Raw genomic sequence first — 23,189 nt, forward strand, 5'->3', positions numbered from 1 at the left:
CAATATTGTAGCATTATGAATAATTTATCAAAAAATATAAAACACTTAAGAACTTTAAAGAAGTTAACACAGGAGTCTTTGGCAGAGGAGCTTTCGGTAACAAGGTCTAGAATTAGTTCTTATGAAGAGAACCGGTCTTCGCCTACCATCGATTTTTTAATTGATTTTTCTGCCTACTTCAGAATTCCTATAGACATTATCATTAAAAACGATTTGTCAAAAGCAAAAGACGTCTCTTTTATTGATGTTGGGAACAAAAGAGTCTTGTTTCCGATTGCTGTAGATCAGGACAATGAGAACCTTATCGAGGTGATTCCTGCAAAAGCATCTGCAGGGTATTTGTTAGGATATGATGATCCCGAATACATCGAGCAATTAGAGAAAATCAAATTGCCTTTTTTACCAAAAGGAAAACATCGGGCTTTTCCTATAAAAGGAGATTCGATGCTGCCCATGAAAGATGGTTCTTATGTGGTCGCAGAATTTGTGGAGGACATCAAAGCAGCAAAAAGTGGCTGTTCTTATATTGTGGTTACAAAAGACGATGGAATGACTTATAAAAGATTAGAAAACCAGGTAGAAGAGAAGCAGTCTTTTTTATTAAAGCCAGACAATACTAGCTATCAATCTTATGAGGTTCCTGTGGTAGAGGTATTAGAATTATGGAAATTTACTTGCAGCATCAATACGCAAGAATATGAAGAGCACGAATTGAAGTTAAGTAGTATTATCAATATGTTCACAGAGTTAGGGGTAGAATTAGAGGCCCTTAAAAAAGCACTCGTATAAGCACCTTTTGCATTCAGAGAGAAGTAGATTTTTTATCATTGTTTTTTAAATTGTATTGCCTACCTCAAACGTGATTTTGAGCAACTTGGAACTACAATATCTCGTTCGGCTAAAAAAAAGGTTTTTTACAACAGTTTAGGTTGCAGTGAAAAAATCGAAAAAAATTGTTTTTACAAAACTTTTTTTATGCACATTATTGAAATGCATTTTATGTAAATAAAATCTTAAATTAGTTGTAAAAATGTATTTATTTAAGGTGTTCTGAACAATCGTCTTTTTTTGTTACAAATTATTAAAAATGAACTTTGCGCAAATAAAATCACAAATTACTTGTAATAGCATATTTATTTGTGATTTACTTAACAAAAGTTTTTTTCGTTGTAAATTATTAGAAATGAGTTTTATGCAAATAAAATCATAAATTAGTTGTATAAATATACTTATTTGTGATTTTTAACTTAAAATATGCATATTTATGTATTTATGAGCTTTTTTTTTCAAAAGTAGACTCTTTTGCGCGAATCAGTAAGAAGATTTTACTTCAACACTGCAACTTGTTATTTTATTCGTATATATTTATGGAATAACCAAAAATCCCCAGAAATTATGGATCCTAATAGTTTACAAACAAAAAGTGTAAAACCGCATCGTTCGTGTGCGATAGCCGAGTCTATACGGGTCTTGGGTGACAAGTGGTCTTTGTTAATTATGAGAGATGTTATTCTCTATAAAAAATGTAGATTTAAAGAGTTTAAAGGCTCTAGAGAGAAAATAGCAACCAATATTTTAGCAAGTAGATTGAAGTTCCTCCTTGAGGAAGGTCTGCTGAGAAAATTAGATCCAACAGGAACTAAAAAAAGCACACGCTACATAGCAACAAGTGCAGGTCTTTTAGTTTTACCTATCATAATGGAAATGTACATGTTCTCTATCAATACCGTGGATAAAACGGCTTTGGATACGGCACAAACACTGGTGAGAGAAAAGTTTTCAGTTGACCGCCACTTATTTGAAGAAAATAGAAAAGCAGCCTACCTTGATTTCGTCGAGGAGTTGTCTGAACTAATATTAACATAAAGGCGCTAAAGCCATCTTAGAATTATAGATAAAAGCACTTACAAAATTTGGTAGGTGCTTTTATTTTGCCAGACATCAGCTACAATTAATGATACAGTTTTCCTAGCATTAGAAAGAGTATCTTTTGTAGCCTTTGGCTTTAACCCAATCTTGGCTTTTGTAACAACAGTTCTTCTTGCTATTAGTAGTCTTTATAAAATTGCTATCAAAAAACTATTAAAAGAATACAGAATGTATTTGCTGTTTTAGCCTGTGTCCTTTGATCTCGAGTACGTTATTTGTCACTTTCAGCTGCTGTTCTTTAAAAAAATACATGTAGCAGTATTCAATTAAGCAACCGTAAATCCTGTGTACTGTTATTATTGTCCTTTATATTTACTGTTGTTAGCGGTCTTCTGATTCTTTATTTGGAACAAGAAACGATATAGAAGGAACAACTTGTTCTTGTCTTTATTTTTAGCCTTATTTTTACGCGAACAAACATAGAGATAAGATGCTTTTAGATATTTATAAAATACTGACAATAGAACAATGGGAAAAGGCGCAAGAAACCGGGCAGGTCAAAGTTCCTCTAGATGAAAAGGATGGTTTTATTCATCTTTCAACAGCAACGCAGTTAGCGGCTACCTTGTCTTTCTTTTTCGAGGACTGTGAAACACTTATTTTGCTAGAGCTAAAACAGCAGGAATTTAAAGAGACTTTAATCTTTGAAGCACCATCTCCAAAAGACACTCGCAACAGTCCGTTTCCACACTTATATGCTCCATTGAATATCGCTCAGGTTTCTAAAGTCTGGGAAATAGAACGCGGTGCCTTTCTCTTGCCAAAAGAAATTCTTTTGAAAGCTGAACATTCATAAATATCTTGCTCTTTGCAGAATTGCTAGTATGTAAGTTAAAAAATAGAGCTAGAAATTTAAAAAATTAAGGAGTTAATGTTTTATGCACCCGTGGTGAAATCGCCGTTAGTGTTTCGTACACAATGGTTCCAGAAGTAGTTGCAATGTGTTGGATCATTTCTTGGGTATTGAAAACAATTACCTCATCCCCTTCAGAGCAATCAATATGGGTAACGTCTACCATGATCATATCCATACAGACATTTCCAATAATGGGTGCATTTTGTTGGTTGATGCGAACAAACCCTTTTGTATTTCCCAAGCGTCGCGACAAACCATCTGCGTGTCCAATAGGAATGGTAGCTGTTTTTGTAGTTGCTTTTGCAGCAAAAGCTCTGTTGTAACCAACTGTTTCGCCTGCTGCAATCGTATGGATTTGCGAAATAATTGACTTTAAATTGTGCGTATTTTTTAAGTGCACTGTTTCTTTTGCATCGTTTCCAAATCCATACAAGCCAATCCCAATGCGAACCATATCGAACTGTGCTTTCGGGTAATTTACAACGCCAGAGGTGTTTAAAAGGTGGAGCATTGGTGTGTATTTTAAACCGGCAAAAAGTTCTTCTTTGATTGCTGTGAACTGCTCAATTTGACCGGTAGTAAACGCTTTTTCTTCTAAGTCTTCACTGGCAGCCAAATGTGAAAATAGCGATTGTACCTTCACCGCAGTACTTGCGTGTAACTGTGTCAGAATTGTTGGAATTTCGGTGGCTGAAAAGCCCAATCGATTTAATCCCGTGTTAAATTTTAAATGAATGGGGTACTGAGCACTTCCTTTTTCTTTGGCTACTTTTAAAAAAGCATTAAAAATCTTAAAATTATACAAGCCAGGCTCTAGCTTAAAATCAATAATTACCTCTAAATTTTGAAGATGCGGGTGCAATACTAAAATGGGAGTTTGAACTCCTGCTTCACGCAAAGCGACTCCCTCATGGGTATAGGCAACGGCAAAATAATCCACCTTGTGCTCTAAAAATTTAGCAACCTGAGCGCCGTCGCTCCCATATCCAAAAGCTTTTACAACCGCCAGTATCTTGGTTGTTGTTTGTAACTTTTCTTTGAAATAGTCGAGGTTGTGTACCAAAGCTTTTCCATCAATTTCTAAAATAGTAACGTGCGTATTCATTTGTAGCGAGCAGTTATTCGGGATCGTTTATATCATTATCTAAGCCTTCAATGGGCAGTATCACTTTTTTTTGCTTTTGTAGGGCTTTGTAATAGGCCGCCCGGCTCAAAGGCTCATATTCTTCTGTTTCTCCTAGCATGACGATTTTGTCGTTTTGAGCCTTTCTAAAACTGTAATGGGCTAAATTTCCAGTATGTGTGCAAACCGCATGTACCTTGGTTACGTATTCTGCAGTGGCCATTAAAGCGGGCATCGGGCCAAAAGGATTGCCTTTGAAGTCCATGTCTAAACCAGCAACAATAACGCGAATTCCGCTGTTTGCCAAATCATTGCAAACGGCAACAATTTCATCGTCAAAAAACTGTGCCTCATCAATTCCAACAACATCGACATCATTTACCAACAGGCGAATATTAGAGGAAACGGGAACGGGTGTAGAACGAATTTTATTGTCATTGTGAGAGACAACAGCATCCGCATCGTACCGAGTATCTAAAGATGGTTTAAAAATTTCTACACGCTGTTTTGCAAACTGCGCGCGCTTTAAACGCCTAATTAACTCTTCTGTTTTACCAGAAAACATCGAGCCACAGATTACTTCAATCCAACCAAATTGTTCTGTGTGATTTACTGTATTTTCAAGAAACATTTTGTAGTTTTAGGCTTTAAAATTTTAAATTTTGTTTTACTTTGCTGACATACAAATTTATTACAATTTACGGGTAAAAAATAACTTCAACTTACAACTTATGCACAAAAAATTGGAAACTGATTTAATGAGTTTAGCACACAGCATTTTACAGATGAAAAATAGGGAAAATGTGTTCTTGTTAAAGCAAAAGGCACAAGAGATTTATGAAAAACTGTCAGTTTTAGCTTTCGTTGAGGAATATGTAAATGGGACCCCAAATTTAAAAGAAACAAAGAAAGGGTTAACTGCGGTTGTGGAAGCAGGATATGAAAATAAAAACCGGATTTTAGATGGACACACCGCAACGGAGGAGATCGAAACTACCATTGCACAGGTGCCAGTAGCTCCCGAGCCAGACAAAATAACAGTTCTAGATGCTGAGGTGGAAGCAGTCTACTCACAAGAAGAAATACACGAGCAAGAGAAGGAGGTAGCATTGAACGAGTCTAAAGCAGAAGAGACAGAGACCGTCATGGAGCAGCCATTTGATGCTTTAGAAAATCTTATCTTTGAAGACACCACGGCAACAGATGTTGAAGCGGAGGTTCCTGAAGTTTTGAAAGCACCTGCTTTAACTTTAGAGGAGGAATTAGAGGATGTTATTTCTGTAGACTTAATTGCCGACCTTTTTGAACCTTTAAAACCGAAGTCTTTAAATGATAAATTACAAGCAAATATCCAGATTGATTTAAATGATAGAATTGTTTTTGTGAAGAATTTATTTGACGGCAGTCAAGAAGATTTTAACAGAGTGGTCTCACAGTTAAATAGTTTTAAAACGGAAAAAGAGGCTAAAAAATTTATTAATAAAATGGTAAAACCAGACTATAATTGGGTGAATCATGAAGCCTTAGAAAATCGTTTTCTAGCTATTGTTGAACGCCGATTCGCTTAAAATAAATTCTTTTGAAACCTGTTTTAATTCACACACATTTTCACAAACGCAGCACTGGTGTTACTAGAAGTATAGAAAATGTCTTGCCTTTTTTTGAGCTAAAATACGATACTTACCTCTACGGTTACGGTGCAAAAGGAAGGTATATTGCTACAATAAAACTATTGAAAATTTTATTTTCTAAGAGAGCAGTGGTGGTGCATTGTCATCGGAATAATGAAATCATACGCTTGTTATTTTTTCGTTTTCTAGGTGCGAAATTTAAATTGATTGCAACAAGACATGCAGAGACTGTTCCCTCTGCATTGACGATGAGTCTTCTAAAAAGGACAGACAAGGTTGTGACGTTGATCAAAAGTATGAGTGAAAAATTAGGAATAGCAAATACGATTGTTGGTCATGGAGTGGACATTGATGTATTTGCTCCAAAAGAAAAAATAAGGTTAAAAGATTGCACCCAAGAGCATATTATTTTATGCGCAGGAAGAGTGCGAAAGGCGAAAGGACAAGCAGTGTTATTAGAGGCTGCGCAAGTCTTAAGAAAATACAAAAATTGGGCCTTAGTAATCGTTGGTAAAATAGACAAACCTGCATTTTTAGCAGAATTAAAAGCGATTGTGGAAAAGCACGAGATAAAAGATCAGGTTTACTTTGTGAACGAAACCCTAAATATTATTTCCTATTACCAGGCATCTGGTATTGTCGTGGTGCCTAGTTTTTCTGAAGGCTTTTCTTTGGTTACAGCAGAGGCCATGTCTTGTGGTTGCCAAGTAATTGCTACAAAAAATGTAGGGGTTCATTCTTCTTTAATTTCCCACACTAAAAATGGATATTTAGTAGCGGCAGGTAATATTGAGGAGTTGAAAAAACTACTTTTAGCCACTATCAAAAATGAATTACCACATTTAGGAGAGCAGGCAAGAACGGAAGTTATTGAAAATTGGAGTGCAGAAATTGAGGCTCAAAATTTAATAAAAGTATACACTTCATGATCAGAAAAATAAGCTGTTGTGTTTTTTTAATGGTTCTAGCCAGTTGTAAATCGGTACATACAGTATCCACATTTCAAAAAAAAGACATTCCTGTTGCGCCAAATTATGAGAGCGAAAGAAACTGGGCTGTTTTACCAAATACCTATTCAGAAGGTTTAAAGGAGTTTGCTTCTCAGGAAATGGATACCTTAAAGGCAGATGTTTTTTATATCTATCCCACACTAAACATAGAAACGGAGGATATTCGTTGGAATGTGCCTATAGCAGATAGAATACAACAGAATAAAGTGTTGAATAAAGTAGTTTTATTTCAAGCCTCCGCTTTTACTACTGCGGGTAAATTATACGTTCCCTATTACAGACAGGCACATTTAAGATCTTACAGTAGGCTTGACCAAGGTGGTGAAAAAGCACTGTTAATCGCGTATTCAGACGTTAAAAAAGCGTTTGAAGTATACCTAAGAAAGTACAATAAAGGAAGGCCAATTATCATTGCAAGTCACAGCCAAGGTGCTACACATGCGAAGTTTTTATTAAGAGATTTTTTTGATGACCAACCTTTACAGGACAAGTTAATTGCTGCCTATATTGTAGGTACCGTTATGAAACCTGATTTATTTAAGACGATACAGCCAATGACAAGTCCAAAAGAAACTGGTGGGTTTGTGGGTTGGAATACTTACAAAAAAGGACATTATCCAGATAAAAAGGACGCTTTTAAAGGGAGTGTAACTACAAACCCGATTACTTGGGATGCTGCAAAAACAACGACGCTATCCCAGCACAAAGGTTTTTTATATACCAATAAGAATTTATACAAAAAGGCGTTAAAAATAGAAATTACGGATGGGTTGGTATGGAGCACAAACCCACGGTTCCCCTTGCGTATTTTTATGTCTTTTATCAGGAATTATCACGTAGGTGACATCAATTTATTTTGGCAAGATATTAGAGAAAATGCGGAATTGAGAACAAATACATGGTCACAAAATAATTAGGAAAGTGCAATTTTTAAGGCTTCAATTACTTTTGCGCTGTTTCCAATAAAAATTTCCTCATCTACAATAAACACTGGGCGTTTTAAAAAGGTATACTCGTCTAAATGATACTGTTTGTATTCATTTTCAGAGACGTGTCTATTTTTTAAATCTAATGTTTTATATTGTCTTGCACGCTTATTAAACAGCGCTTCATAACTTCCATAAAGTGGGTGCATTTCTTCCAATTGTGCCGTGTTTATAGGTGTATATTTTATTTCTTGTAGCTCAAAAGAAGCAATAGGGACTTCTTTTAAAATTCGTTGGCAGATATCACAAGTTTTTAAAAAATAGACTTTCCTCATTTTAATTAATTATATTTTGTTTGAACATAAACATGAAGACACAGTTCGAAGTTTTAAGAATCGTCCGGAATATCATTTTAAAAGAATTAGAAGGGCTAACTTTAGACCAGATTCATGAAATACCGAAAGGTTTTAAAAATAATATTGCTTGAAATATGTTGCATTTAGTGGTAACACAACAATTGCCGCATTACAAAACGGCAGGTTTAGATTGTCTATGCCCCTACGAGTTAATCGAAGAATATAGAAAAGGAACAGTTCCTAAAAAAACTTTTACTGCCTAAGAATTTGAAGAGGTAAAAGATTTATTCACGGGTTCACTAGATACTTTACAAGAAGATTTTGAAGCAGGAATCTTTCAAAATGATACCACATATCAAACAAGTACAGGTTTGGTTTTAGACAGCATCGAAACTGCCATTGTATTTAACAATTTGCATGAAGGCATGCATTGCGGAATCATACGATCGATTAAGAAGTTTCTTTAACGATTATCGCAAATATAAAGAGAGTGGTGTTTTAATTTTAAGGGGTTTTATGTTGTACGATTGCCTTAAATAAAAGGTGTAATAATTGAAATTCAATACAAAAACAATTCACGGAGGCCAAAAGCTAGAACCGATAACAGGGGCTGTAATGCCTCCTGTGTTTATGAACGCTATGTATTCGTGCACAGCGCCTGGTGAGCCAAAAGAATTCGAGTATTCTCGTGGAGGCAATCCAACCTAGAAGAGGGGTTAGAAGATCTTATTTCTGGAAACTTAATTACAGACCTTTTTAACCTTTAAATTCGAAGTCTTTAAATGATAGAATTGTTTTTGTGAAGAATTTATTTGACGGCAGTCAAGAAGATTTTAACAGAGTGGTCTCACTGTTAAATAGTTTTAAAACGGAGAAAGAGGCTAAAAAATTTATTAATAAAATGATAAAACCAGACTGTAATTGGGCAAATCATGAAGCCTTAGAAAATCATTTTGTAGCTATTGTTGAACGCAAGTTCGCCTAAAGAATATCTTTGATTTTAGTTACAATTTCTTCTGGAGAAATACTGGCAGCTGCATTCAAATAAGTTTTAGGATATTTATTTCCATAAACCGATGTAGGTATTTTTGGGAATTTTTCTAAATCTGGAAGGATCGCATATTCTTTTGGTTGGTTGAATGGAGCAAAACCTGCAAAAGGATGCGTAACTCCCCAAATAGTGACTACTTTTATTCCATAAATAGCAGCCAAATGTGCATTCCCAGAATCCATAGAAATCATACAGTCTAAATTAGAAATGGTGTCTAATTCTTCAGAAAAATTCAGTTTGCCAGCAATGGACATTGTATTGGAATTTACCTCAAAAGAACTTAGAGCAATGCTGTCATTTATGCTGCCAAATAATAAAATAAGATAGTCTTCAGAAAGTTGTGCAATTACAATTTTCATTTTTTCTAGCGGATACATTTTGCTTTTGTGAGCTGCAAAAGGAGCAATACCAATAACCTTCTTGTTTTCTGCAGTACTAAAGAAGGTTTCAATTTTAGATGGTACTTTTCCTTTTTCTAGAATACTATCGCTTGATAAATGTATTGTAAAGCCTAATTTTCTAAAAACATCTGCATATCTTTCATGAGACGTTTTGAGTTGAATAAAGTTTTTCTTTAAAACTAATTTCCTCTTCTCTGCCCTGCCCTTATTAATTTGGACAACATTTTTTCCTAAAAATAAAGCTTTTAATATATTACTTCTAAGTACATTATGTACGTCGGCAACGGCCGTAATTTTTTTCTTTTTAAGCTCTTTATATAATTTAAATAATCCTAAAAAACCTTTGTGTTTTATTTTAGTATCAATAAAATAGACAGAAACATTTTTTAAATCTTTAAATAAAGGTGCTAAAAACTTTTGTGTTAAGACCGTGATTTTAAGGTCTTTATTTTGGGTCAACAGAGCTTTTAATACAGGAATTAAAATAGCAACATCTCCCATTGCAGAAAGACGTATCACGAGTATGTGACTTTTTAAATGAGACAAAATTATTGCTTAGACGCTCTTAAAACAGGGTTTAATTCAGCGTCATTATACATTTTCATTTGTTTGTATACCTTCATGTATTTTTTTCCTAATGCTATGTCTTGCAGTAAATCATCAATTGCAGCAGATAAGTCTGTGCGTTGATCTAGTAATATAGTTAATTTTTGGGAACAATTTTCTTTGTGCGTTTTAGAAGCATCTTCTCGCACCGTTTCTAAGTGCATATGATAAATTTTTAAAGCTAAAATAGACAATCTGTCAATTGCCCAAGCAGGACTTTCTGAGTTTATTTTTGCTTCTTTCGAGACAGAAATATCCTTGTATTTATTTAAAAAATAGCGATCTACATGTTCTACAGTATTTGTTCTAACTTGGTTTGAAGTATCAATTTTTCTTTTTAAAACCAAAGCATCTTCAGCATTAATAGTAGGATTTCTAATAATGTCTTCATACGCCCATTGGGTAGCATCTATCCAACATTTTTCAAACAAAATAAAACTGATTAAATCTTCTTTTTTATTAAAAGGATTGCTGCATTTTTGTTCAACTTCTTCTTTGCTTTTGTAAGTGTTAATTGCATCTTTGAAGATGGCGTTGGCTTTTTTAGAAAACATCTAATATACATTTGTGGTGTAAAATTACAAAAATAAATTTTAGATGTTTTGTTTTAAAAACAAAAAACAACATTTATTGTAGTGCGTCATTAAAGAAAAGAATTCGTGAAAACTAGGGCACTAAAAGAAGAGGTGGCGAAGGCAACAAAGGGTATTTATTTTGCTCAGTTTTAAGAATAGTTTTGTCAGCTATTTGTTTAAGAATGATTGAAAATTGAACTTAAGTCCAATGAACTTTTATTTATAAACTAGTGAAAAATCATCCAATTTTGATCTGTAGTTTTTCCAAAATATCTTTACTATTTCCAATAAAAATTTCCTCGTTTACAATAAAAACTGGGCGTTTTAAAAAGGTATACTCGTCTAAAAGATACTGTTTGTACTCATTTTCAGAGACGTGTCTATTTTTTAAATCTAATGTTTTACACAGTCTCGCACGCTTATTAAACAGCGCCTCATAACTTCCAGAAAGTTGGTGCATTTCTTCCAATTGTGCCGTGTTTACAGGTGTAGATTTTATTTCTTGTAGCTCAAAAGAAGCAATTGGTACTTCTTTTAAAATTCGTTGGCAGGTATCACAAGTTTTTAAAAAATAGACTTTCCTCATTTTAATCAATTATATTTGTTTCAACAAAAATAAACATAAATATGAAGACACAGTTCGAAGTTTTAAGAATCGCTCGAAATATCATTTTAAAAGAATTAGAAGGGCTAACTTTAGACCAGATTCATAAAATACCGAAAGGTTTTAAAAATAATATTGCTTGGAATATGGCGCATTTAGTGGTAACACAACAATTACTGCATTACAAAGCGACAGGTTTAGATTGTTTATGTCCCGACGAGTTAATCGAAGAATACAGAAAAGGAACGGCTCCTAAAAAAACTTTTACTGCCGAAGAATTTGAAGAGGTGAAAGATTTGTTTATGGGTTTACCAGATACTTTACAAGAAGATTTTGAAGCAGGAATCTTTCAAAATTATACCACATATCAAACAAGTACAGGTTTGGTTTTAGACAGCATCGAAACTGCCATTGTATTTAATAATTTGCACGAAGGCATGCATTACGGAATCATACGATCGATTAAGAAGTTTCTTTAACGATTATCGCAAATATAAGGAGAGTGGTGTTTTAATTTTAAGGCGTTTTATGTTGTACGATTGCCTTAAATAAAAGGTGTAATAAATGAAATTCAACACAAAAACAATTCACGGAGGCCAAAAGCCAGAACCGATAACAGGGGCAGTAATGCCTCCTGTGTTTATGACTTCTACGTATGCGCATACAGCGCCTGGTGAGCCACAAGAATTCGAGTATTCTCGCGGAGGCAATCCAACAAGGACCGCTTTGGAAAATAGTTTTGCAGCGATAGAAAACGGAACTCATGGTTTTGCGTTTTCTTCTGGGATGGCGGCAATTGATTGTGTTTTGAGAACATTGAGTCCAGGGGACGAGATTATCGCAGGAGACGACTTGTATGGAGGTACTCATAGAATGTTTACAAAATTATTTCAGAAATATGGGCTGGAATTTATTTTTGTAGATGTGAGCAAAGAAGTGCGTGTTGCAGCAGCAATTACGAAAAGAACAAAATTAGTTTGGTTGGAAACACCAACCAATCCTCTGATGAAAATTGCAGATATTGAAGTTATTTGTACCGCGGTAAAAGAGGTTAATCCAGCCATCTTAATTGCTGTAGACAATACTTTTGCAACACCTTATCTACAACAACCTTTAACTTTGGGGGCTGATATTGTAATGCATTCTGCTACTAAATATTTGGGGGGACATTCAGATATTGTCATGGGTGCTCTCATGGTCAAGGATGCAAAATTAGCAAAGGAACTGCATTTTATCCAGTTCGCTGCGGGCGCTATTGCGGGACCTATGGATTCTTTTTTAGCATTAAGAGGCATAAAAACATTACATATTAGAATGCAACGTCACTGTGAGAACGGAAGGGCCGTTGCTGCTTTTTTGAAAAATCATTCCAAAGTGGAGGCTGTCTTTTATCCGGGATTAGAAGACCATCCAAGTCATGGTATTGCAAAAAAGCAAATGAAAGATTTTGGTGGAATGGTCTCTTTTCGTCTAAAAGACGCGTCTGAAGAAGCTACTTTTAAATTTCTAAAAGGAACCAAACTCTTTACATTAGCAGAGTCCTTGGGAGGTGTCGAAAGTCTGGTAAATCACCCGGTAACCATGTCGCATGCTTCCATTCCAGAAGCAGCGCGCCTAAAAATAGGAATTACAGCTTCTTTAATTCGCTTGAGTGTTGGTATTGAGGACATTGCCGATCTATTGACAGACTTGGAGAATGCACTACACACATAGAATAAAATTACACTCGCAATTATAATGGCTTAATTTAAGATAAAAAATCCGCACTATTCATGCGGATTTTTAGAGACTGCGATCAAAGATACGAGCAGTTTTTAGCTTACATATTTCTGCGATATTGTCCGCCAACTTTAAACAACCCTTCGGTAATTTGTCCCAAAGAACACACCTTAGTAGCTTCCATTAGTTTGTCAAATAAGTTTTCATTTTGCACTGCAGCTTCTTGTAAAATTGCAATTTGCTGTGCTACTTTTTCAGGGTCTGCCTTGTTGAGGTTCTCTTTTGTTTGAATCTGGAATTGTTTTTCTTTTTCCGTTGCGCGAATAACCTCTGCAGGTTGCACCGTTGGGGATCCTTTAGAACTTAAAAACGTATTTACCCCAATAATGGGAAATTCACCGTTGTGTTTGAGAGTTTCGTAATACAAACTTTCTTCCTGAATTTTAGAACGCTGATACATGGTTTCCATGGCGCCTAAAACCCCGCCACGTTCTGTAATTCGATCGAATTCTAACAAGACAGCTTCTTCAACGAGATCTGTCAATTCTTCGATAATAAAAGCACCCTGAATTGGGTTTTCGTTTTTTGTCAATCCCAACTCTTTGTTGATAATTAATTGAATGGCCATAGCCCTTCTTACAGATTCTTCGGTAGGAGTTGTAATTGCTTCGTCGTAGGCATTTGTATGCAGAGAATTACAATTGTCATTAATAGCATATAAGGCTTGCAAGGTTGTTCGGATATCATTAAAATCAATTTCTTGTGCATGCAGTGAACGTCCAGAAGTTTGGATGTGATATTTTAACATTTGTGCTCTCGCATTGGCACCGTATTTATGCTTCATTGCTTTTGCCCAAATCTTACGTGCAACACGCCCAATTACAGCGTATTCTGGGTCAATTCCGTTTGAAAAGAAGAATGATAAGTTGGGCCCAAATTTATTAATATCCATTCCACGACTTAAATAGTATTCTACATAAGTAAATCCATTAGAGAGTGTCAAGGCCAGTTGTGTAATTGGATTTGCACCCGCCTCTGCAATATGATATCCAGAAATGGAAACAGAATAAAAGTTTCGTACCTGCTTTTCAATAAAATACTCTTGCACATCTCCCATCAATCGCAAGGCAAATTCAGTGGAGAAAATACAGGTATTTTGTGCCTGGTCTTCTTTTAAGATGTCTGCTTGTACCGTTCCCCTCACTTGTGCCAACGTATCTTTTTTTATTTGTTGATAGATTTCAAAAGGTAAAATTAAATCTCCTGTAAGACCTAGTAATAGCAATCCCAAGCCATTGTTTCCCTCTGGTAGGTCTCCCTGATATACGGGTCTTTCGAGTCCTTTTGAATCATAGATTTCTTTAAACTTTGCTTCAACTTGTTTTTCTAATTTATTTTTTAAAATGTATTTTTCGCAGTTCTGATCAATGGCAGCATTCATGAAGAATCCTAACAACATCGGTGCAGGCCCGTTAATTGTCATAGAGACAGAGGTCATATGATGACTTAAGTCAAAACCCGAGTATAATTTTTTAGCATCGTCTAAACAGCAAATAGAAACTCCTGCATTTCCTATTTTACCATAAACGTCAGGTCGGCGTCCAGGATCATTTCCATACAAAGTCACCGAGTCAAAGGCTGTTGAAAGACGTTTTGCATCCATTCCGAGACTTACATAGTGAAACCTGCGATTTGTTCTTTCTGGTCCGCCTTCTCCAGCAAACATTCTTGTGGGATCTTCTCCGGTTCTTTTAAAGGGATAGAGTCCAGCTGCATATGGAAACTCTCCTGGAACATTTTCCTGTAAATTCCAACGTAACAAATCGCCCCAAGCGGTATACTTTGGTAAACTGATTTTGGGTATTTGAGATTGTGATAAGGAGGTGCTATGTGTTTCAATATGAATCTCTTTATCTCGAACTTTAAAGGTATATGTTGGATCTTTGTATCGTTGTGCCTTTTCTTTCCAGTTTAAAATAAGTGCCCAATTATAGGGGTCTAAATTTAATTTTACTTTTTCAAATTGTGCGAGCAATAATTTGACGAAGAAGAGCTGAGATGCTGCGTCATCTTCCGCTCCTGCTGCAGGATTTAAAGGCAACGTGTCTTTTATGGCATGGTGAAGAATCTCTTTTTCATCTAGGCCAGTTTTTGTTAATAAGGAGTTTTCGACAGTATTAGACCATGCAGGATCTCCCAAGGATAAAATGGTTTGCTGAATGCCGTACAAGGTTTGTGCAACCACAACTTGGGCTTCAACAGTTTTGTCATAGGCCCTGTTGCTCTCTGCAATTTCAGAAAGATATCGCACTCTTGCAGGTGGAATTACAAATATTTTTTCAGACATTTCTTGCGTTATTTCCAAGGTAGAAATTAAAGCAGCTCCTGTTTTTTCTACTAATGTATCCATGATACTTTTGTACAAAGTATTCATTCCAGGATCATTAAATTGGGAGGCAATCGTGCCAAAAACTGGCAAATCGTCTTGATGAATGTGCCACAAATTATTATTGCGCATGTATTGTTTTTTAACATCTCGAACCGCATCTAAAGCACCTCTTTTGTCAAATTTATTTACGGCTACCAAATCTGCAAAATCGAGCATGTCAATTTTCTCTAATTGGGTGGCGGCTCCAAATTCAGGTGTCATCACATACAAAGAAGTGTCAGAGTGCTCGATAATTTCTGTATCCGACTGTCCGATTCCGGAAGTTTCTAAAATAATCAAATCAAATTCGGCGGCCTTTAATACCTGCACGGCTTCATTTACATATTTAGACAGGGCCAAGTTTGATTGGCGGGTAGCTAGAGAGCGCATGTACACACGAGAATTATTAATAGCGTTCATGCGAATTCGATCTCCTAATAGGGCACCTCCAGTTTTTCTTTTTGAAGGGTCTACAGAAATTAAACCCACGGTTTTGTTAGGGAAGTCACTTAGAAACCGACGCACCAATTCATCTACCAATGAAGATTTTCCAGAACCACCAGTGCCCGTAATTCCCAAAACTGGTGTTTTAGAGTTTTTATTTTTTTTATGAATTTTAGCCAAAGTGGCTTTGGCAACTTCGGGAAAATTTTCTGCTGAGGAAATAACTCTGGCAATGCTCCCAGCATCTTGATTTGCTAATTGCTTCATAGAAACATTTAAAGTGTCTCCTAGAGGAAAGTCTGAGATCTGAACCAAATCGTTGATCATTCCTTGCAAGCCCAATTCTCGGCCGTCGTCAGGGGCATAGATTCTGGTAACGCCGTAGGTCATCAGCTCTTTTATCTCTTCTGGAAGAATAACGCCACCGCCACCACCAAAAATCTTTATGTGTCCAGCACCTTTTTCTTGCAGTAAATCGTACATATATTTAAAGTATTCAAGGTGTCCTCCTTGGTAAGAGGTAATGGCAATCGCATTTACATCCTCCTGAATGGCGCAATTGACCACCGCTTCTACACTTCTATCATGTCCCAAATGAATAACTTCCACACCGGTAGACTGAATGATTCTACGCATAATATTGATAGCAGCATCGTGGCCGTCAAATAGTGCTGCGGCAGTTACAATGCGCACTTTATAGGTGGGTTTATAAGATTTTACTTGTTCCATTCGTAATAAAAGTTTGATTTTAGAACTGCAACTTACGAAAATCATAAAAATATATCCAATTATTTGTCATTTTAAAAATTAGAAGAAAATCACCCGTTTTGTTTTATTCTGTTTTGAGGACGGCATAATTGTTGGTATCTTTAATATATATTACTAAATCCATTATAATGAAAAATATAAAACTAGTTTTATTACTACTGTCCATTACTCTTTCTTCTTGCAGTGCGATCAAAGTGTCCACAGATTATGACAATAAAGTCGACTTTACAGTATACAAAACCTTTGCTTTTTATAAAACAGGAATTGATAAGGCAGTAATTTCTGACTTAGATAAAAAAAGAATTTTAAAAGCTATTGAGTCAGAGCTTCTTCTTCTTGGGTTTATGAAATCTGAGAATCCAGACATATTGGTCAGTATTTTCACAAAGTCTAGAGAAAAAGTAAACGTCAATCAAAATAATAATTTCGGTTACGGATATGGTTGGGGCTGGAATCCTTGGATGTTCAATGGTCTAAACAATAACAATGTAAATATTTCTCAATATACAGAGGGTACACTGTTCATAGACTTTATCGACAAAGAGAAAAAAGAGTTGGTTTGGCAAGGTGTTGGAACTGGGGCTTTGAAAGTTCAAAATAGAGAAAAGAAAGAAGTTCGAATCAAAGAATTTGTAAAGGAAATTATTGCGAGATTTCCGCCGGGAAGAAATAAATAAATTTTTAAAAAGCGCTCTATTGAGCGCTTTTTTTATGCTCGAATATATTATTTTTGTTCAATGCACAATAAAAGAATACCATTATTAGAAGGCGATTATTACGAAACTGTAGAAGGGTACAGAGTTTTTACAGCCCAGTTTCATTTAAGAAGAGGGTATTGTTGTAAAAATGGATGCAAGCACTGTCCTTATGGTTACGATAAAAAGACAGATACTTTTAAATAAAGAAAATTTGTTAAAATGAAAACTTCAAGAAGAAGTATGCAATATGCTCCTTTTATTTTTTGTAATCTTGAGAAAAGTGCCCTGTGAGCTTGTTCTTTTTATAATTGACGAACAGACTTAGCTTGGTTATAGTGGTAAATTCAGGTTTACAGCGAGTTATGAAAATTTGATGGCATTGTTTTTTTTCCTTTGTAGAGCTTTAGTATGGGTGTTTATTTTGTTTGCTAAACTTGAAGGGCCTTTATTTGAGGGATAAAATTGCTAAATATTATGAGATTTTTTTTAGGTTCGTTTTTTTTATTTATTAATTTGCTTTGTGCCGCACAAACAATGGACGACAACTCCACGGGAAGCGCTACCATTTCAAGTTGGTTTGGCGACAATTGTGGTATAGACACTTCTTTTTCAAACGAATTTAAAACAGCTGTTAATACTTCTGAAACCGTATTAAAATACGCAGATACGGGAGGTGATTATGCGAATATAAGATTTGATGTTCCTGTAAATTTTGATTTATCAGAGAAACATATATTCACATTGAAACTGTACATCCCTTCAAACGGTCTTTCAGGGAAAGAAGCGAATCAGATTTCTTTGAAATTGCAAGATGCTACCGATGCAGCTCCCTGGCGTAAACAAAGTGAAATTATAAAAACGGTGACTTTAGACGAATGGCAAACGATACACTTTGATTTTGAGAACGACACGCACGTCAATTTAGATTCACATTCAATAAATCCAATTTTAAGAAAAGATTTCAATAGAATCGTGCTTCAGATTAATGGAGAAAATAATAAGAGTGCGGTGCTGGCTTATATCGACGATTTTTTATATGGCGGGTTCTTAATAAGCGGTTCTGTGTTTGATACTTTGGTCTGGTCAGATGAATTTAATGAGAATGGAGCCATTGCATCAGAGAAATGGTTTCAGCAAACACGGCCTATAATAGACGGGCAAATTTGGGCAAATGATGAGATTCAACACTATACTGCAAGACAAGCAAATTCTTATGTAAGTGATGGAAGTTTAAAAATTTTAGCGAAGAAGGAAAGGTATACGGATGACAATAAGGTAACAAAAGAATACACTTCGGCGAGACTAAATTCAAAATTTGCTTTTACGTACGGTAAAGTGGATATTCGAGCAAAAATGCCTTTTGGCGTAGGAACGTTTCCTGCACTCTGGTTGTTAGGTCAAAATATTACTGAAATTGGCGGGTATTGGCATACTGATTTCGGAACCACAGCGTGGCCAGACTGCGGAGAAATTGATCTGATTGAGCACTGGGGAGACAACCAAGATTTTGTACAAAGTGCCATGCACAACCGTTCTAGTTTTGGAAGTACTGTGAATAAAGGAGGTAGAGGGATTCGCAATGCATCTTCAGAATTTCATATGTATAGTTTGGAATGGAGTGCGGATAAAATGATCTTTAGTGTTGACGGAATTGTGCATTACACCTACAATCCTGAAAATAAAGACATTGAAAATTGGCCCTATGATGCACCCCAATACCTGTTACTTAATCTTGCGATTCTTCCAAATATAACTCCAGAATTTACAGAAAGTGCAATGGAGATAGATTACGTGCGAGTATACCAGAAAGCAACGCTACCAGTTTTTAAAGTTGGTTTAAATTAAATGCAAGTATATCCCGGTTCTTAAATAAAACAATCTACAGATATGCTTAAAAGCATTGATTAGGTGGAAAACAGAACTATTATCGTCATGATGATGTTATTGGAAATCAGCTGTGTATCGTAAAATATGCATTTTTTAGGATGTATTAATTTTATCTAACAGTATGCTCTTTTAAAAGTAGAAAGGAATCGTAATTCTTTGCTGTAATTTATAATATAAAGTATTCTAAATTTCCTCTAAAATACACGCCATTTCCTGCTGCAAATGCAGCTTTTTCTGCAAAATCTTTATTTTTAGAAGCGTAAATTTTGCTTTAAGAAGAATTACAAGGAGTAGAAAAAGGTAGATGTACATTAGGAAATGGTATTTAAGTAAGTTGAGGCGTATTGGTTTTAAGGAGGGCTACAGAAGCTAAAGTAAAACAGCAATGTTAATTTTCTCAAGGCAATGAAATAAATTTATTTTAACAGTAAAGAGCAAATTCTTTTAGGCACTACTACTACTACTACTACTACTACTACTATTTATATTTTTCACTTTAAAAAACACACATTGGGTTAATCACTTGTAATGTAGAATTTTCAAGCTAAAAAGAGTGTAGACGAAGGTTAGAATAATTTAATTTTTTGCCTTCCACCCAATTTCTCTTTCAAATAAGTACGATGCTAATTTTATAATTATAGTACCACACACTTTTAAAAAAAAAATACGAAGATTATATTTGAAGAGGTAGGACTTTAATTTTATTTTATTAGTTCTCGAAGGGCAAGCTTTAAAAGAGAAACAAATTGATGCTTAAATGATCGCTCTTACAAAATACAATCATTTTTTTATGCAAGGTGATTGATGATTTTCATTTGGTTTTTAGTTTCTTCAATTTATAAAATTAAAGGATACTTTCCACTATTTTGTAGTTTGCTTTTTGATGTTTTTAAAGAAATACTTTACTAATAAAATATTATTAGTATGTGAGCGAACAATAAAATCACTTTCGAAATACAATTTAATGTTAATTTTTTATTTCTTTTAAAGTTTAATCACCATTTTTGTTAAAACTAATTCAAATAAATTAAAAATGAGGAAAATATTGAAAGGAATGTTAACGCTCTTTTTAGCGTTTATTGTGCAGCTTGCGATTGCTCAAGAAAAAACGGTTACCGGTACTATTTCAGATTCGTCAGGATCTTTGCCTGGTGTGAGTGTTTTGGTGAAGGGAACCAAGGTCGGTTCAGAAACTGATTTTAGTGGAAAATACTCAATATCTGCAAAAAAAGGAGATGTTTTGATTTTTCGTTATCTAGGATATAAAGTGGTTGAAAAGGTAATAGGTAATTCTAATCTTGTGAACGTTCTTTTAGAACAAAAGATTGATTCGTTAGACGAGGTTATTGTAATTGCCTACGGTACAACTACTAAAGAAGCTTTTACAGGTTCAGCAAGTGTCATTACCACGGCAGATTTAGCGTTAAGAAATGTTACTTCTCCTATTGCGGCAATTGAAGGAAAGGCAACAGGAGTGCAGTTTACGTCCGCTTCGGGTCAACCAGGTTCATCTCCAGGAATTATAATTAGAGGTGTGGGTACGTTAAATGGTTCATCTGATCCCTTGTACATTGTTGATGGAATGCAATATGAGGGCGCACTAAATACAATAAATCAAAATGATATCGCTTCTTTAACAATTTTAAAAGGAGGTGCTTCTACTTCACTATATGGTGCGCGTGCAGCAAATGGTGTAGTGCTTATTACAACTAAGTCTGGAGTAAAAGGGAAAACAAGAGTAAATATCTCCAGTCAATTTGGTATGGTTACTAGAGGGGTTTCAGCATATGATTATGTAAACCCAGGGGAGTACTATGAATTAATGTGGGAAGGTTATAAGAACTCTTTATCTGGCTCAGATACGGCAGCGCAAGCTTCGGCAGGAATATACAGTCGTTTAGGATACAATCCGTTCAATGTACCAAATGATCAAATTGTAGGCACAGATGGTCAATTGAATCCGAATGCTAAAGTTATTTATAAAAGCCTAGACTGGTATGATGCTTTGGATCAAGTTGGTGCAAGATCGAATCATTCGGTGAGTATTGCTTCTGGAGGAGATAATCATAAAGTATTTTTTTCAACCTCTTATTTAGAAGAGGAAGGATATGTAATAACCTCTAAATTTGACCGTCTTACAACTCGTATAAATGCTGATTTTGATGTGAATAAATGGTTGTCTCTGGGAGGAAGTGCAAACATCTCTATTTCAGAATCTAAAGGACCACCGTCAAGAGGAGGAAGTATTGCCAATCCTTTTGGATTTGCGAAGAATATGGGTTCTATATATCCTGTTTACATGAACGATTTGGAAGGTAACTTAATTCTAGACGCTTCTGGAAACCCTATTTATGATGTAGGTGAAGGGGATTTTTCCTTAAACCAAGGTTCAAGACCTAACAACCCAGGACGTCATGCAATAGCGGAAGCTATTTTAAATGATGAATTGAATAGAGATAATACGTACGGTTTTAGATATTACGCAGCTTTTGAAATTATGGAAGGTTTGAATCTTAGATTGAACTATGGTAGAGATATTAATGAAGGAATTAATAAAAGCTATGAAAACCCGATTGTAGGAGACGGACAGCCAACCGCAAGATACGGAGAAACAAGGTTTAGAAGAGACGTACAAAATATTTCTCAAGTTTTAACGTATTCAAAGTCTTTCAATGATGTTCATAATTTTGATCTTACCCTAGGACATGAAAGCTATGACAGAGCTTTTTCGAGCAATAACGGTTTGTCAACAACAGAAACAGCGTCAGGTATTTACGAATTCGATAATTTTGCAATTCCAGTAAGAGTAGGTGGTTCCAGTACTAAAAAAACAGTAGAAGGGTATTTTGGAAGGTTAAATTATAATTTTGATAATAAATATTATATCAGTGGTTCTGCAAGAAGGGATGCTTCATCTGTTTTTAGTACAGACGCAAGGTGGGGTACTTTTTATTCAGTAGGTGCTTCTTGGAGGTTAGATCAAGAAGATTTCATAAAGAATGTTCCTTTCGTAAATCGTCTTAAATTAAGAGCTTCTTACGGTCAAGTTGGGAATGATAACTTAGGCAACTTCTTTATTTCTCAGCCAGTATATACAATAACTTCGAATGCAGGAGCGCCAGCATTAGCCTTGTCTAATCTTGGAAATAATGAATTAACTTGGGAAACTGTAGGAAGTTATGATGTCGCTTTAGAGTTTTCTTTATTTAATAATTTCTTAGAAGGTTCTGTAGAATACTACAAAAAAAATTCAACGGATTTACTCTATAATTTGCCTATTCCGTTAAGTAACGGAATTAATACAGCACCATTTAATACAGGGGATATTTTTAACTCTGGAGTGGAGCTTGGTTTAACAGGTCACTTAATTAATAATAAGGATTTTAAATGGGACTTGACTTTGCAGGGATCTACTTTTAAAAATGAAATTACAGATTTACCAGATCCTTTTGTTAGCGGTTCAAAAAGATGGGAAGAAGGAAGATCTAGATATGACTTCTTTATTTTTCAGTCTGCCGGTGTAGACCCAGCGAACGGTGATGCTTTATATTTCAAATATAAAGATAATGAAGATGGTAAAAGAGTGCCCGTTTTAGATGCAGAAGGAGTTCATGAAACAACGAACGACTGGCAGGATGCGGAGAGAGCTTATGCGGATGCAAGTACAATTCCTGATATTTTAGGTTCTGTTTCTAATAATTTTAGTTATAAAGGCTTTACGCTAGATTTATTGTTTACCTACGGTATTGGAGGTGACTTTTTAGATAATGGATATTCTGCAATGATGCACTCAGGATCTTTCGGTGACTCTTATCATCCAAATGCATTAAATGCATGGAAACAACCAGGAGACATCACAGATGTTCCTCGATTAGAGGTTGGAAATACGGAACAAGTGCAAACACAATCTACAAGGTTTTTAACAGATGCTTCTTTTTTAGCTCTTAAAAATGCAAATATTGGGTATACGTTTGACGAAACCGTGTCTGATAAACTTGGCGTAAAGACGCTTAAACTTTATGTTGCAGGAGAAAACTTATTCTTGAAAAGTAAAAGAACAGGTTTAGATCCTCAATATAATTTAGCAGGTACTGGATCTGGGAATGATTATAATCCATCAAGAATTATAACTTTTGGTTTAAATGTGTCTTTTTAATTAATAAAAATAAAATATAAC

Annotated in this window: 20 protein-coding genes and 1 pseudogene; 14 read left to right on the forward strand and 7 right to left on the reverse strand. The window is 35.2% G+C overall.

Annotated elements, in window-relative coordinates; genetic code table 11:
* Positions 1–15: 15 nt before the first annotated feature.
* From PI23P_RS05895 to PI23P_RS05905, 3 genes are all read left to right on the forward strand, one after another.
* On the forward strand, positions 16–789 hold the full coding sequence (locus PI23P_RS05895) for an XRE family transcriptional regulator (RefSeq protein ID WP_004569846.1): 774 nt from the start codon (positions 16–18) through the stop codon (positions 787–789).
* 606 nt (positions 790–1,395) lie between these two features.
* Positions 1,396–1,866, forward strand: coding sequence for a winged helix-turn-helix transcriptional regulator (locus PI23P_RS05900; RefSeq protein WP_004569847.1), 471 nt, complete (start codon positions 1,396–1,398; stop codon positions 1,864–1,866).
* Between the two features lie 493 nt (positions 1,867–2,359).
* Positions 2,360–2,725 carry a DUF952 domain-containing protein gene (locus PI23P_RS05905; protein ID WP_004569848.1) on the forward strand — a complete coding sequence of 122 codons (366 nt, stop codon included), beginning with the start codon at positions 2,360–2,362 and terminating at the stop codon, positions 2,723–2,725.
* A 64-nt stretch (positions 2,726–2,789) separates the two neighbouring features.
* On the opposite strand, the gene alr is transcribed toward PI23P_RS05905, so the two are convergent.
* Together alr and PI23P_RS05915 are read right to left on the reverse strand one after the other, a co-directional pair.
* Positions 2,790–3,890, reverse strand: coding sequence for an alanine racemase (gene alr / locus PI23P_RS05910; RefSeq protein WP_004569849.1), 1,101 nt, complete (start codon positions 3,888–3,890; stop codon positions 2,790–2,792).
* A gap of 13 nt (positions 3,891–3,903) precedes the next feature.
* Complete coding sequence (locus PI23P_RS05915; RefSeq protein WP_004569850.1) at positions 3,904–4,539, reverse strand: thymidine kinase; 636 nt, start codon at positions 4,537–4,539, stop codon at positions 3,904–3,906.
* A gap of 100 nt (positions 4,540–4,639) precedes the next feature.
* Here PI23P_RS05915 and PI23P_RS05920 point away from each other — a divergent pair, with 100 nt between their 5' ends.
* Genes PI23P_RS05920 through PI23P_RS05930 form a run of 3 tightly spaced genes read left to right on the forward strand, consistent with a single transcriptional unit; the run spans position 4,640 to position 7,466 of the window.
* Positions 4,640–5,476 carry a DUF8457 domain-containing protein gene (locus PI23P_RS05920; protein ID WP_018945250.1) on the forward strand — a complete coding sequence of 279 codons (837 nt, stop codon included), beginning with the start codon at positions 4,640–4,642 and terminating at the stop codon, positions 5,474–5,476.
* Between the two features lie 11 nt (positions 5,477–5,487).
* Positions 5,488–6,468 carry a glycosyltransferase family 4 protein gene (locus PI23P_RS05925; protein WP_004569852.1) on the forward strand — a complete coding sequence of 327 codons (981 nt, stop codon included), beginning with the start codon at positions 5,488–5,490 and terminating at the stop codon, positions 6,466–6,468.
* Entirely contained in the window at positions 6,465–7,466 is a 1,002-nt protein-coding gene (locus PI23P_RS05930; RefSeq protein WP_004569853.1) for a DUF3089 domain-containing protein, read from the forward strand. Before PI23P_RS05925 ends, PI23P_RS05930 begins: the two co-directional genes overlap by 4 nt.
* On the opposite strand, the gene PI23P_RS05935 is transcribed toward PI23P_RS05930, so the two are convergent.
* Positions 7,463–7,810, reverse strand: coding sequence for an arsenate reductase family protein (locus PI23P_RS05935; RefSeq protein ID WP_004569854.1), 348 nt, complete (start codon positions 7,808–7,810; stop codon positions 7,463–7,465). The two genes, PI23P_RS05930 and PI23P_RS05935, sit on opposite strands and share 4 nt — an antisense overlap.
* 573 nt (positions 7,811–8,383) lie before the next feature.
* Here PI23P_RS05935 and PI23P_RS05940 point away from each other — a divergent pair.
* Both PI23P_RS05940 and PI23P_RS05945 read left to right on the forward strand, forming a co-directional pair.
* Positions 8,384–8,536, forward strand: a pseudogene (locus PI23P_RS05940) (PLP-dependent transferase); the annotation flags it as partial.
* A 94-nt stretch (positions 8,537–8,630) separates the two neighbouring features.
* Positions 8,631–8,816: a DUF8457 domain-containing protein gene (locus tag PI23P_RS05945; RefSeq protein ID WP_004569858.1), complete on the forward strand. Its 186-nt coding sequence runs from the start codon at positions 8,631–8,633 to the stop codon at positions 8,814–8,816.
* On the opposite strand, the gene PI23P_RS05950 is transcribed toward PI23P_RS05945, so the two are convergent.
* The 3 genes from PI23P_RS05950 to PI23P_RS05960 all read right to left on the reverse strand — a co-directional run bounded on the left by PI23P_RS05950 (position 8,813) and on the right by PI23P_RS05960 (position 11,050).
* Positions 8,813–9,784, reverse strand: coding sequence for a glycosyltransferase family 9 protein (locus PI23P_RS05950; RefSeq protein WP_004569859.1), 972 nt, complete (start codon positions 9,782–9,784; stop codon positions 8,813–8,815). The two genes, PI23P_RS05945 and PI23P_RS05950, sit on opposite strands and share 4 nt — an antisense overlap.
* Before the next feature lie 47 nt (positions 9,785–9,831).
* Complete coding sequence (locus PI23P_RS05955) at positions 9,832–10,443, reverse strand: DUF4254 domain-containing protein (RefSeq protein ID WP_004569860.1); 612 nt, start codon at positions 10,441–10,443, stop codon at positions 9,832–9,834.
* A gap of 259 nt (positions 10,444–10,702) precedes the next feature.
* Positions 10,703–11,050, reverse strand: a complete 348-nt coding sequence (locus PI23P_RS05960) for an arsenate reductase family protein (RefSeq protein ID WP_004569861.1) — start codon at positions 11,048–11,050, stop codon at positions 10,703–10,705.
* A 41-nt stretch (positions 11,051–11,091) separates the two neighbouring features.
* Between PI23P_RS05960 and PI23P_RS05965 the strand changes: the two genes are divergently transcribed.
* Both PI23P_RS05965 and PI23P_RS05970 read left to right on the forward strand, forming a co-directional pair.
* Complete coding sequence (locus PI23P_RS05965; protein WP_004569862.1) at positions 11,092–11,547, forward strand: DinB family protein; 456 nt, start codon at positions 11,092–11,094, stop codon at positions 11,545–11,547.
* A gap of 85 nt (positions 11,548–11,632) precedes the next feature.
* A complete protein-coding gene (locus tag PI23P_RS05970; RefSeq protein ID WP_004569863.1) occupies positions 11,633–12,781 on the forward strand; it encodes a cystathionine gamma-synthase in 1,149 nt (382 codons plus the stop codon).
* A 106-nt stretch (positions 12,782–12,887) separates the two neighbouring features.
* Here the strand turns inward: PI23P_RS05970 and PI23P_RS05975 are convergent, their stop codons facing one another.
* Positions 12,888–16,388 carry a methylmalonyl-CoA mutase family protein gene (locus PI23P_RS05975; protein WP_004569864.1) on the reverse strand — a complete coding sequence of 1,167 codons (3,501 nt, stop codon included), beginning with the start codon at positions 16,386–16,388 and terminating at the stop codon, positions 12,888–12,890.
* 167 nt (positions 16,389–16,555) lie between these two features.
* Between PI23P_RS05975 and PI23P_RS05980 the strand changes: the two genes are divergently transcribed.
* From PI23P_RS05980 to PI23P_RS05990, 4 genes are all read left to right on the forward strand, one after another.
* A complete protein-coding gene (locus PI23P_RS05980; RefSeq protein ID WP_004569865.1) occupies positions 16,556–17,104 on the forward strand; it encodes a DUF4136 domain-containing protein in 549 nt (182 codons plus the stop codon).
* A gap of 60 nt (positions 17,105–17,164) precedes the next feature.
* Complete coding sequence (locus PI23P_RS12610; RefSeq protein ID WP_018945253.1) at positions 17,165–17,329, forward strand: C1orf53 family protein; 165 nt, start codon at positions 17,165–17,167, stop codon at positions 17,327–17,329.
* Between the two features lie 330 nt (positions 17,330–17,659).
* Positions 17,660–18,970 carry a glycoside hydrolase family 16 protein gene (locus PI23P_RS05985; RefSeq protein WP_238299985.1) on the forward strand — a complete coding sequence of 437 codons (1,311 nt, stop codon included), beginning with the start codon at positions 17,660–17,662 and terminating at the stop codon, positions 18,968–18,970.
* 1,075 nt (positions 18,971–20,045) lie between these two features.
* A complete protein-coding gene (locus PI23P_RS05990) occupies positions 20,046–23,168 on the forward strand; it encodes a SusC/RagA family TonB-linked outer membrane protein (protein ID WP_004569867.1) in 3,123 nt (1,040 codons plus the stop codon).
* Positions 23,169–23,189: the final 21 nt, after the last annotated feature.

It is taken from the genome of Polaribacter irgensii 23-P, assembly GCF_000153225.1.
Classification (GTDB): Bacteria; Bacteroidota; Bacteroidia; order Flavobacteriales; family Flavobacteriaceae; genus Polaribacter; species Polaribacter irgensii.